The sequence below is a fragment of the Paraburkholderia sp. 22098 genome (assembly GCF_052045935.1).
GTDB classification, from domain to species: domain Bacteria; phylum Pseudomonadota; class Gammaproteobacteria; order Burkholderiales; family Burkholderiaceae; genus Paraburkholderia; species Paraburkholderia caledonica.
Genome location: NZ_JBQEPV010000012.1, coordinates 83,258 through 95,469, shown reverse-complemented (window position 1 = coordinate 95,469; position 12,212 = coordinate 83,258). Strand labels below are relative to the sequence as shown.

At 64.8% G+C, this 12,212-nt stretch carries 9 protein-coding genes; 2 read left to right on the top strand and 7 right to left on the bottom strand.

The window, feature by feature from the left end:
- Positions 1-2 precede the first annotated feature (2 nt).
- The 5 genes from bcsB to bcsD all read right to left on the bottom strand — a co-directional run bounded on the left by bcsB (position 3) and on the right by bcsD (position 7,216).
- Positions 3-2,642 (bottom strand): cellulose biosynthesis cyclic di-GMP-binding regulatory protein BcsB, encoded by a 2,640-nt coding sequence (gene bcsB / locus ACTJLB_RS23960; protein WP_440784674.1) that lies wholly within the window; start codon positions 2,640-2,642, stop codon positions 3-5.
- Positions 2,643-2,645: 3 nt separating this feature from the next.
- On the bottom strand, positions 2,646-4,850 hold the full coding sequence (gene bcsA, locus ACTJLB_RS23955; protein WP_440784673.1) for a UDP-forming cellulose synthase catalytic subunit: 2,205 nt from the start codon (positions 4,848-4,850) through the stop codon (positions 2,646-2,648).
- The gene (gene bcsQ / locus ACTJLB_RS23950) at positions 4,847-5,635 is read right to left on the bottom strand and encodes a cellulose biosynthesis protein BcsQ (protein ID WP_128590147.1); all 789 of its coding nucleotides are present in this window, start codon (positions 5,633-5,635) and stop codon (positions 4,847-4,849) included. Before bcsQ ends, bcsA begins: the two co-directional genes overlap by 4 nt.
- On the bottom strand, positions 5,632-6,621 hold the full coding sequence (gene bcsP / locus ACTJLB_RS23945) for a cellulose biosynthesis protein BcsP (RefSeq protein WP_440784672.1): 990 nt from the start codon (positions 6,619-6,621) through the stop codon (positions 5,632-5,634). The genes bcsQ and bcsP overlap by 4 nt, the downstream gene beginning before the upstream one ends.
- 139 nt (positions 6,622-6,760) lie before the next feature.
- Positions 6,761-7,216 (bottom strand): cellulose biosynthesis protein BcsD, encoded by a 456-nt coding sequence (bcsD, locus tag ACTJLB_RS23940; protein ID WP_020066406.1) that lies wholly within the window; start codon positions 7,214-7,216, stop codon positions 6,761-6,763.
- Positions 7,217-7,803: 587 nt separating this feature from the next.
- Here bcsD and ACTJLB_RS23935 point away from each other — a divergent pair.
- Positions 7,804-10,146, top strand: coding sequence for an EAL domain-containing protein (locus ACTJLB_RS23935; protein WP_440784671.1), 2,343 nt, complete (start codon positions 7,804-7,806; stop codon positions 10,144-10,146).
- A gap of 77 nt (positions 10,147-10,223) precedes the next feature.
- Here ACTJLB_RS23935 and ACTJLB_RS23930 read toward each other — a convergent pair whose 3' ends face one another.
- Positions 10,224-10,367: a hypothetical protein gene (locus ACTJLB_RS23930; protein WP_020066404.1), complete on the bottom strand. Its 144-nt coding sequence runs from the start codon at positions 10,365-10,367 to the stop codon at positions 10,224-10,226.
- A gap of 62 nt (positions 10,368-10,429) precedes the next feature.
- Positions 10,430-10,720, bottom strand: coding sequence for a hypothetical protein (locus ACTJLB_RS23925; RefSeq protein ID WP_440784670.1), 291 nt, complete (start codon positions 10,718-10,720; stop codon positions 10,430-10,432).
- Between the two features lie 330 nt (positions 10,721-11,050).
- On the opposite strand from ACTJLB_RS23925, the gene ACTJLB_RS23920 reads away from it, so the two are divergent.
- Positions 11,051-12,157 (top strand): 4-oxalomesaconate tautomerase, encoded by a 1,107-nt coding sequence (locus tag ACTJLB_RS23920; RefSeq protein ID WP_440784669.1) that lies wholly within the window; start codon positions 11,051-11,053, stop codon positions 12,155-12,157.
- Positions 12,158-12,212: the final 55 nt, after the last annotated feature.

Here is a 12,212-nt window from a genome sequence, read left to right as displayed (position 1 = left end):
TGTTAGTCCTTCAAACGGCGCGCCGCGACCGAGCGCAGCATCCGGTAGAACAGCGCCGCGATGATCAGCGCCGCGAGCACGCCGCCCAGCATCAGCAACAACGGATGCGACGACAGCGCCCAGCGCAGATACTCCTGTGGCGACAAATGGCCGACATAGTACGCGTCGCCGTTCGACGTGATCGTGACCGTGCGGCCGTGGATCACGGCCATTGCGCCTTGAATCTCCGGCAGCACGTCGGCGTCGAGCAGGGCGGCCGACAGATCGGCGTCCGACTGCCCGGCCGCACTTACGAGAGCCACCGCGCTGCGGGTCTTTTTCAGCGGTGATTCGAAGCCGGTCAGGAGCGCGTCGCCGTTCGAGCTGACGAGCGTGAGGTCGGCGCGCGCGGGCAGGCGCTCGACGCCGCGCTCGCCGTGCCACCAGTCCTCGAGTTTGAAGACGATGTCGGACAGCTGGAACGTGCGCGAGTCGCCGTCGCTCGAAAACGGCATCGACTTGGCCCAGCGTTGAAGTAGCGGTTGCTTGCCGGGCGCGCCGAAAATCAGCAGGTCCTTGTCGGCGTATTTGTCGACGTCGTCGGCGGTGCCCACTGTCACGCCCGCGGCCGGATAGCCGGTCGACGCGCCCATGCGTCCCATGGTCAGCAGGTAGAGGCTGTAGTCGCTCGAGTCGGCGTCGTTCGGCAGGATCACCGCCGTTTCCGATAGATCCGCCATGCGCGTGAACGGAAAGCCGCTGTTCGCGAACGCCGCGAGATCGGGCAACGCCATGTAGTGGGGAAACGACGACAGGTCGATCGTCGAATTCGGATCCACCGCACCGATCACGTTCTCAAGCAGTCGCCCGTGACATTCGCCGGTATTCGGAATGTCGTAGTAAAAGTGCAGGCGCAGTTGCGCGCGCGGGGTTAGCAGCAGCGGCGGAATATGCAGCGTGCGGCGCGCCTCGGCCGTCTTGTCGGGCAGCACGCGCGCGAAATAATGGCTCAGATCGAATACCGAACTGGACTCGGCCGGAATGGGCAGCGCCTGCACGAAGCCGCTGTTCACGCTGACGTTTAGCGACGAGCGGTCGCGCTGCGGACGCACCGTGTAGCGGTAGCGCAGGTCGATCGGCGCGCCCTTGGTATGCCACATGAACAGGTCGGGCGGTACGCGCAGATTCACGTGGACCGCGTCGGCGTCGTAGCCCGACACGGTCAGGTCGCGCGCGTCGGCAAGCTCGCCAAAGCGAACCGGTCGATGCGTGGGCAGCCAGTTGGGCGCGTCGTACGGCGCGCGCTTCGCGAGTTCGGTGAGCCGCGTAATCGTCACGCTCTGGCCGGTCAGCGTGTTCTGTCCGATACCGAGCGCCCGCGCGGCGATCTTCAGTTCGGCGTCGGTGCGTCCGAGCACCAGCAACAGCTTGCCGCGCGCCGGCGCTTCACGGTCGACCACGGCGATGGTCGGGCCCGAGATGGCTGGAATCGTGACGCCGGCGGGGCGCTGGTCGTCGGTCGCGAACACGACGGCGTTGCCCGACAGCGGCACGTTGTCCTGCTGCGCCGGGAACAGCGCACCGCGATAGCCGGCGAGCGCGCCGAACCACGAGGCCACGATGCCGCCTGCCTCGAGTGTGCCGGCTGTCGGCTTCTGCGGGAATACGAACGGCAGTTCGAGGCGCCGCACGTCGCGTCGGTCGAAGAACGGTTGCGGAAGGGCCGCGAGATCCGGCTTGCTGGCGAGCGACGCGTACGTCAGATCCAGCGAGCTTGCATTGCTGACGGTGGCCCATAGCGACGAGTTCGCCGGGTCCTCGCAACTCGCCGTGTAATGCCCGATCAACTGCACGTTCAGGTGATTGAATTCGCTGACGAAGCGCGGATCGAGCGACACGTCGCGCGCGACCAGCATGCCGGCCTGATCGCGCGGCACGGGCAGCGTTGCAGCGACTTCGCCGTTCACCAGCACCTTGAGTTGCGAAATGTTCGGCAGCAAGGCGGGCGAGTAGCTGTAGATCAGATGCAGGATCGCGCCCGTTACCACCTCGTCGCCGCGCACGGAGAACGCGACGCCGTTCTGGCCGTCGGTGCCGCGCAACTGCAGCGGATCGAGCGCGCCCAGGTCGGCGAACGTGAGCGTCTGGCGACGGCCGCCCGGCACCAGCGTGCCCGGTTCGGCGGTGGTCGGCGTCTTGACGCCCAGCGCTTTGACCGCCGACGCGGCGAGCGCCGGCGTAGGCGTCGCCAATGGCGCTTGCGCGATCATCGCCGGGTCGTAGGGTACGGCGGGGCTCGGCGCGGGGCCGTTGCCAGTGCCGGTGGCCGCATGTGTCGCCATGTTGGAAGCCGCCGCTGCGGGCGGCGTTGCCTGCGCTCGGAGCGCGGCTTGCGTGCGCGGCGCGGCGGTGTCGGCTGCGTTGGCTGAGTTGGCCGTGTCTGCCTTTCCGACGGTGCCCGACGCCGCAGCGGCCGCTTCGGCCACCGACGCGAGCGGCGCGGCCAATGCGGTCTGCAACGCGAGCCAGCACGCGACGCCGCGCGTCAGCCGTGAAGAGCGAGGGCGCTGCGCGTCGCGGCGCTGCAAGTTTGTGTCACTGTGCGACTCGTAACGCTGCTGATTCGAGCGTTCGATGCTTCCCTTCGCCATCCAGTTGCGCATAGATCAGTCTTTGGTTTTTAGCTTCTTGACGTCCACCGGACGGCTTTTCATCGAGCTTCGCAGGTCGTTGTAGAGATGCTCGAAGAGGCCTGCGATGCCGCGCACGCCCACCGTCAGCACGTGCGAGAGCCCGCGCAGCGGCGTGTCCTGCTGGCGCCCCTCGGCCCAGCCGGTCCAGGCGTCGGCGCGTGCAAACGTGGTCTTGACGAACTCGTATTCCTGCTCGCGCGTCATCGCGGAAAAGCGCAGGCCGACCCGGCCCGGCGCCGTGAAGCCGACCGTGGCGGGGAACGCGTATTCCTCGTCGCCGCGAAAGAGCGACACGGTGACGCGCTCGTGCATCGGCACCTGAATGGCCGCGGGCAACGCGACACCTACGCCGCCTTCCGAGTAGTCAATGGTCTTGCAGGCGAGCGTGCGGCCCGTGGAGAACTTGAGCATGACCGGCATTTCCATCGCCACGCGATGCACCGCGCGAATCTGCCGGCGCTCGCTCGCGGCAGCCACGCTCGCGCCGAGAATCAGCATGTTGTACGTGGTCCAGCCGAGGTTCAGCACGGTGGTCTGCACGATGCTGCGGGTATGCCAGTTCAGATAGATATGCACGATGCCCACGCAGAAACCGATCAGGTTGAGCAACAGCAGGAACAGATACGGCCGCGAGATCGCCCAGTCGAAATAGTTCTTCTCGATCTGGCCACCTTTGGCCGTCACGTTGAACTTGCCGAGCTTCGGGTTGATGAGCGCGAGCAACGTGGGCGCAGTGATATACGACGCCAGCACCGATTCATAGACCTCGGCCCAGAACGAATGGCGGAACGAGCGCTGCATGCGCGAATTGGTAATGCTGGCGTGCATCATGTGGGGCAATGCGTAGATGGCGATGGTGCTCGCGGCGGCTTCGATCACATGCGCGCCGAAGAACAGATACGACAGCGGCGCGGTGAGAAACACGAGACGCGGGATGCCGTAGAAGAAGTGCATCATCGCGTTCAGATAGCAAAGCCGCTGGCCGAACTTCAGGCCCTTGCCCGTGAGCGGATTATCGATCCGGAAGATCTGCGTCATGCCGCGCGCCCAGCGAATCCGCTGGCCGATGTGACCCGACAGGCTTTCGGTCGCGAGCCCCGCGGCTTGCGGAATCGCCAGATACGCTGTGGTGTAGCCGAGACGGTGCAGCTTTAGCGCGGTGTGAGCGTCTTCAGTGACGGTCTCTACCGCGATGCCGCCGATCTCCTCGACCATCGTCCGGCGCAGCAGCGCGCATGAACCGCAGAAGAAAGTGGCGTTCCACAGATCGTTGCCGTCCTGCACGAGCCCATAGAACAGTTCGCCTTCGTTCGGCACTTTGCGGAACGTGCCGAGGTTGCGCTCGAACGGGTCGGCGGAGAAAAAGTGGTGCGGCGTTTGCAGCATCGACAGCAGCTTGTCGCGCAGGAACCAGCCAAGGCCGATCTGCAGGAACGAGCGCGTCGGAATGTGATCGCAATCGAAAATGGCGAGGTATTCGCCCTTGGTGATCTTCAACGCTTCGTTGATGTTGCCGGCCTTCGCGTGGCGGTTGTGCGTGCGGATCGTCCAGTTGACGCCGACTTCCTCGCAGAACGCCTTGAACTCGGGACGGCGGCCGTCGTCCAGCACGTGGATGGACAGTTTTTCGGCCGGATAGTCGAGCGCGAGCGCCGCGTAGATGGTCGGCTTGACCACCGAAAGCGGCTCGTTATAAGTGGGAATGAAGACGTCGACGGTAGGCCAGTCGCTGCGCGAAGCGGGCAGCGGCATCGGCTTGCGTTTGAGCGGCCATGCGGTCTGAAAGTAGCCGAGCAGCAGCACGAGCGTCGAATAGACTTCCGCCGACACGAGCAGCAGGCCCCACGCGGCGTCGAGCGGATGCTCCCAATAAGTTGTCGACGTTAGCCGCCAGTACATGTAGCGGCCCGACGTCACCACTGAGAGCATGATCATCACCATCGTCGCGTAACGGCCTTGCAGGCGGCGAAACAGCAGCGCGGTGACGAAGCAGCAGGTGGCGAACGTGAGTTGCTCGTAGAAAGCGAGCGGCACCGTGAAAACGAAGTACAGCATCACCAGTGCGAACAGCGTGACGAGACCGGTGACGATGCGGCTATTCCAGAAGCGTGCGTCGACAAAGCGTTCGAACCGCGACGGTTCGCTCGCTTCAATGCCTTCGCGATGAGTCGTGCTCATGCGACATTCCTTGGCGAGACAGCGATCGCGTCGACCGCCGACATCAGCCACGTGCCGCACGCGCGGAAGTCGGCGGCGGCCTGGCTAAGCGGATCGTAGTGGATGAGCGTGGTGTCGCAGGCGAGTGCTTCGCTCACGCCTTCGTCGAGATGGATCACGCCGGGAAAGAGTTTCTCGCCGAGCATCTGGCGCAGAACCTTGAGTACGTCTTTGGTCAACTGGCGCGACTGGTCGATCTGATTGACCACATAGCCCACGCCGCCGAACTCGGCGCGCGGCGCCGCGTAGGTGTCGATCAGCCGCTCCATTTGCGGGATCGCCGCGTAAGAAGCGGCGTCGGCCAGCACCACGTTAAGCGCGAAAGTGGCCGCGCACAAGGCGGCGCGCACGTACGCCGAAGAACCCGGCGGTGTGTCCACGACCACGACGTCGGATGCTTCGAGCCTCAAGGTGCGCAACGCATGCGCGAGCCACAGCGGGTCCTGGTCGACATGCGCCTCGAAGCGGCGGCGGTCGTCTTCCAGTACCGCGCCGTATGGCAGCACGGTGACGCCGTCGACGCCGTCGAACATGACCGACTGCCATGCGTCGCCGGTCAGCGTGGCACGCGAGATGCCGTCGATGCTGTCGAGCGGCACGCCGAAGTGCAGACGCAGCGCGTTCTGCGGATCGAGGTCGAGCGCGATCACACGGCGGCCGCTCGCGGCGAGCACCGAAGCGAGGTTCGCGGCGAGGGTCGTCTTGCCGACGCCGCCCTTGGCGGACACTACCGCAATGACTTTCATGAGCGACGCGGGCGGTTGACGAGCCACGAGTTGGACTCGGCGGGTTCGGCGCTCACTGCCGACGCCGCGGCTGCGCGCGGCGTGCCGCGCAGGCGGTCGAACAGCGATTGCAGCGGCACCGCTTGCGTGGCGGGCGCGGCCGCGTGGAGCGGCGCGGTCTCCGCTTGTGAGCTAAACAGTTTGCCGAGGATCGACGTCGGTTGCGAAGCTGCCATGGTCGTTGGCGCAGACATGAAGGGCTGCGTGCGGGCCGGGGCGGGGGCAGGCGCGGGCGCGGCGTGGGGCGTGCGGGCGGCGCCCGGACCGGAACGGACAGGCGCCGGCGCTTGTGCCCATGCCGGTGCGTCCGCAGATGTTGGCGCCGATGCTGCGCGCGGATTGCTCGCAGCAGCGATGGCCGGCGCACTCTGCATGAAGGGCGGGATCGGCTGGACTGGCGGCACGGAGGAAACGGGCGCGAGCGGCGCGATAGATGCGATCCTGACAGGAGGGACGACGGCAGCCACCGGCTCGACCTGTCTCGTTGCCGGTGGAACCGGAGACGAAACCGGCATCGACGCAGCATCAGCCGCCTTCGAAGCCGTTGCCTGCGCGACCTCGCCATGCGTTTCGGGCGCACCGAAGCGCGATGCGCCGCGCGGCGCGGCCGGCGTTGCCGCAGCCACGACAACCGGCGGAATGTCGCGCCGATGTGAGCGCGTGAAAAGCGGTGCCTTTGCGCGCGTCACCGAGGCCGCGTCTTTCGGCGTGGCCGGGTCCTGACGCTCGACGGCGAGCGCGGCGGCCTCATCGGCCACCGGTTGAGGTCTTGCTTGTGCGCGTTGCCCGATCGGGGGAATCAGCGGCTGCTTGAGATCGAGCGTCACCAGCAACGGCCAGCGCGTGCGCGCCGAATGCGCCTCGTTCTCGCGCCCGATCTCCTGGTACGCGTTGGCGTCGCCGCCGAAGTGATCGAATAATTTTTCGATGTCGCTTGATGAACTCATGTTGCCGCCATTCATTTAGTGCTTTACGTTGCCCGGTCCTTACTTCCGGTCGCGGCGCCAAACCAGTGCCCAACCTGACTGCCCGTTGCTGATCGCGCACCGGTCCTGCGCGCAGCTCGGCCCTGGCCTGTTACGGCTTTCACGCTGCATGACGGCCGAGACGGAACTCGAGCGCCGTGTCTTGCGAATACTCGCTGGTTTGTGCGACTGACAAGCCCTGCGCGCCAAGCGCGCTCAACCAGGTCTGATACGCGCCTTCCAGGAATGCCGGGGTCCACGCAAGCGCATCGTTGCCGAACGCCGGCAGCGGCGCGCAGTAATGAACGATGCGTAGCGACTCGGAGTCGTCGGCGAGTTCGACATATCCCCAATCGATTTCCTGCCAACGCTCGTTCAGGGTCCGCTCGAGGTCGGTGGTCGAGTCGCAGGCAGGCAGCGGATGGGCCGCAGCAAAACGACTTCCCACGCGGTGCATCAGTTGACGCAATTCATCGCGGCCGATCTGCGCCTCGAACTCCGAGGCCAAGGCGCAAAGCATGCCCCGCCATTGCGGTGACATCTGGCGTTCGAGCAGGTAATCGAGGATTGGAACCATGTTTTCTGGAAAATGGCCGTCGATGCCAACTGGCTAAAAAGGACCGCGACGACCGGGTGCAGGGACAGTGCTCGCATGACTCGCGCATGGCCGCGTAGGTTAGTTTTACCGCTTTCACCAGGCGCTTCCGCACACTTTGAAGCAGTCTACTTAAGACATTAACTTTTAGCCACTTTCGGTCACCTGGCCGATACGTGCGAACCCTATGCTGCATACAGAAGGACCACGAAGCATTACAACTTCTGCCATGAGTCTGTGGCTCGCAAACGACTGTTGCGCTCACAACTTCCAGGTGTATTAACGGCTACTTTGTTCAAGGCATTGAGGATCTTCGCCTTCCTTTTTATACCGACGTGCATTTCCGCAAGGGGTTATATCTTGTCGGAATTAATTTCCGGCCGGGAGTATGATCGCCGAGCCCCGAGCATCGGATTCAGCGCGCGGGCGCGGCCCAGTCGCTGCGTCGCCTGATCTGAGCGAGCGCCCGCGTATTTATTGCCGGATATTTTTGGAAAGGCTCAACATTCGTCAGATGTTTGCCGATATACATGGATAGAGTGACCGGACCTGCCCTGTAGCCCATCCTTATGCTCCTCACTTCGACGCAGCACTCATCCGATGCCAGTCTGCGCGAGCGCTTTCACCGGCGCTCGCTCGAACATCAGCGTCCGCTGTCGACCGTGACAATGGCGTTCACCGTCGTTGCGTTCCTCTCTCTCGTCGCGGCGCGCGCGTTTGTCGGCGGACCGGCGGCGCCGCTTGCGTACCGCCTTGGCTGTGCGCTAGTGCTGGCTTTGCTGGTGCTGGCCATCCCGCGTGCGAAGTCGACGTGGACCTTCGGGGCAATCGGCGTCGCGTTTTCGCTCGCGCTGGTTGGCGGACTTGCGCTGAATGTTGTGGGCTTGCAACAGCCGCTGCTGTGGACGCTGCCGGCGATGGTCGTGATACCGGTTTGCGCCGCGCCGCTCTGGCTCACGCCGACGCATTTCTTTGTCGGCAGCGCGCTCTTCTATGCGGCAGCGATCCCGCTGCTGCCTGGCGCGCCGCGCACGGCCGACGTCGACGTCGTCATGTGGATGTGGATCGCGGCGATCGGCTTGCCGACCTCGGTCGTGTTTCATTTCGGCTTCTACCGGTTCCGGCGCAATCACTTCCTGCTGGAGGACCAGTTGGCTCAACTGGCGGCCACCGATCCATTGACCGGTCTGCAAAACCGCCGCGCGTTCGTCGCCCAGGCGGAGCGGCGGCTCGCGGACGTGGCGCAGGGCGGAGAGGTCAGCGCGATCTTTCTGGACATCGACAACTTCAAGTCGTTGAACGACCGGTTCGGTCATGGGGTGGGCGACCTTGCGTTGCGCGAGGTCGCGCAGGTGCTGCTCGACGGAACCGGCGGCACGGACAGCGTGAGCCGGATCGGCGGCGAAGAATTTGCCATATTGCTATGCGACGGACTGGCCGGCGCGCTGCGCCTCGCCGAGCGGCTGCGCGGCGCAATTGCCGAGATTGAGCGCCCGGACGGCAATCTGACTGCCAGTTTCGGCGTGGCCGAACACCGCAGCGGCGAAAGCATCATGGTGCTGCTCGACCGCGCCGATGAAGCGTTGCTGCGCGCCAAGCATTCGGGCAGGGATCGCGTGTGCTCGGAGCGTCCGCTGCCGCAGGCACCGCTGCAGTCGCTGATCGAAGACGCCTGCGGCGCGGCCGCCTCGGCGGGCGCATCGAACTCGCGGCATCGATGGGAAGACTATTACCTGACCTCTCATTTTCAGCCGCTTTTCAGCTTGTCGCATCAGAAGCAGGTGGGCTTCGAGGCGCTGCTGCGGGGCGAACTGGACGACGGCACGCTACTGCCGCCCGCGGCGCTGTTCGCGCCCAAGCCCTCCAACGACGAAGGCGTGCTCGACCGTGCGAGCCATGCCGTGCACCTTGCCAACGCACGCGCGTCGCTGCCCGCCGACGGCTGGCTGTTCCTCAACATTCTGCCGGCCACCTTTGTCGCCGACGGTTATGCGGATGACCTCGCCGCCATCGTGCGAAGGGTGGGACTCGCGCCGCAGCAGGTGATTCTGGAAATTCTCGAGTCGCACGGCGGCAGTGTCGGCGAGATGTCGCGCGCAGCGGCGCTGTATCGCGAACACGGTTTCCTGATTGCCGTCGACGACTTTGGAGCCGGCCAGTCGAACCTCGACCGGCTGCTGCGCATCCGTCCGGATATCGTCAAGCTCGACGGCGAACTGATACGCGCGACGAGCCACGGCACCGAACAGCCGATCTTGCCGAAGCTCGTGTCGCTGTTGCATCAGGCCGGCATGCTGGTGGTAGTGGAAGGTGTGGAAACGACCGAGGAGCTGATTCTCGCCGTCGAATCGAACGTGGACTTCGCGCAAGGTTATCTGCTTGGGCGGCCGGCAGCGCAGATCGTTTCGCCTGGCTCCGTGCATCTACGAATTGACGATGCCTTCGACATGATCGCGCAGGGCCGCGCGCATCAGCATGCGTTGTTCGAATCCGTGGTCGAGCCGTACCGCGTGGCGTTGCGCGAGGCAGCGGACGCGTTGCATGCCGGCGTAGCCATGGATCGCGCGTTCTCTTCTCTGGCGACGTTCGAGCGTTGCGTAAGCTGCTTCATCCTCGACGCTTCCGGACGCCAGCTCGGTCCCGAAGTGCCGGGGCCGGCGTGGAGCATGGAAGGCGCTTCGCTGCATCCGGTGGCGAATCCGCGAGACGCGCGCTGGGATCATCGGCCGTACTATCGCAATGCAGTGCTGTTGCCGGGTGTCGCGATCGCCAGCAATCCATACCTTTCGCTAGCGAGCGGCAGGCCGTGCATCGCGGTGACGCTCGCTGCGCAGTTCGCAGACGAGCGTTCCGTGATCGGCGTCGAACTCGACTGGTCGGCGCAGGGTTTGCCCTGGCCGGCGCGGGAATGACGGCACCCAAGCGGCGCCGTGCAACGACCGTTCACCGCAATCCAGCGAGCCCCGCTGCATCGCGCCCCGCCGAGCCCTTATTCGGCGATTGAGAAGCGCGCCGGACGGCTTTGTGTCGACTTCCTGGGGCGCTCGACGCGCGCCGTGGCGCCGCGGATGAACAGCACCGCGCAGAACGCAACCATTGCCCAGATGCAGAGAATTACCGTCAAAGCGCTCATTTCTTGTCTCGAAGATTGGAAACCGCGGTTATTGCTGTCGGCCTTGTTTTATTGAGGGCCGGTCAGTGCATCGTGGGCTGGTCGGCCCCGCCGGAAACAAGCTCGTCGATCAGACGCGTGGTCAGACCCAGTTGCTGTTCCAGCGACGCGCGCGCTGCCTGTGCCGCTGCATCGTCGCCGCGCGCCGCAGCATTGTACGTCTGCGTCGCGAGGTGCAACACATTCTGCGAAGCAATGTGCAGGCCGTGCATGGTTTGCGCATCGGCGTCGGGCGCAGGGTTGGTCCATTCGGCCGTTGCCGGCTCGAGCAGGTTTTCGTCGAACGGGGGATTCTGGCGATGACGGGAAGACATCTGAAGCTCCTGGCGCAATTGGCACGACGTCAGTGTGCGCTGGGTGGCCGAGCTTCAATTGGTCGAACAGAAGGCGGTTTTGAAGCCAATCCCCGGCGATGGGCAAACGCGCGCATTTCGTATGGAGAAAACGGTTTCACGCGGACGTTGCGTCAACGCATGCCCGCGGGCTCGCATTCGTGCCATTCCAGGCGGCTTGCAACAAGGTTGCAGATCGCCATCAGGCATAGCCAATAAACAGATTGGATGGACTTGCAGGCCGCTTTAGGTGCTGTGCCGGTGGCATCGAAAACTACAATGAGAGCCGCCTATTAGCGATGGAGACTCGCGATGCAAAGCCGCACCCAGACCCGCATTCCCTGCATGATGATTCGCGGCGGCACGTCCAAAGGCGCGTTTTTCATGGCGTCCGACTTGCCCGCCGAGCCCGCCGAACGCGACCGAGTGCTGCTCGCGGTGATGGGCTCGCCCGATCCGCGGCAGATCGACGGCATCGGCGGTGCGGACCCGCTGACCAGCAAGGTCGCAATCATCTCTCCATCGTCGCGCGAGGACGCCGACGTCGACTACCTGTTCGCGCAGGTCGTCGTCAACGAGGCGCGCGTCGATTTCGGCCAGAACTGCGGCAACATTCTCGCGGGCGTCGGGCCGTATGCGATTGAACGCGGACTTGTCAACGCTGAAGACGGCAGCACGCGCGTGGCGATTCACATGGTCAACACCGGGCAGATCGCGGTCGCAACGGTCCGCACGCCGGGCTTCCGCGTGACATATGAAGGCGACGCGCGCATCGACGGCGTGCCGGGCGTCGCCGCGCCGATTCCGCTCGAGTTCCGGGATACGGCCGGCTCGACGTGCGGCGCGCTGCTGCCGACGGGACGACTCAAGGACACCGTGGAAGGCGTCGAACTGACGTGCATCGACAACGGCATGCCGCTCGTGCTGATGCGAGCGCGCGACTTGCAACGCACCGGTTACGAAACGCGCGAAGAACTCGACGCAGACGACGAACTGAAGGCGCGCATCGAAAAAATCCGGCTTGCCGTGGGCCCGATGATGAACCTTGGCGACGTCAGCGCCCGAACGGTACCGAAGATATGCCTCGTCGCGGAGCCGCGTAACGGCGGCACGATTTCGACGCGCAGCTTTATTCCGCACCGCTGCCATGCATCGATTGGCGTGCTCGGCGCAGTGAGTGTGGCGACGGCGGCGGTGCTGCCGGGCACGGTGTGCGACGGCATTGCGAAAGTGGAACTCGAAGGCGCACGCAAGCGGGTTTCCGTCGAGCATCCGACCGGCGAGTTCACCGTCGAACTCACGCTCGGCGGCGAGCCCGAGCGGCCCGAAGTGCTGAGCGCGGCGTTGCTGCGCACCGCGCGCTGGCTGTTCGACGGTGTGGTCGGCATTCCTTCCTCGGTATGGGAGCCGCAGGTCTAGCGACGGATATCGCCGCGGTCCTCGCTGCTGGTCGTTAGCGGACCATCAGCGGGCA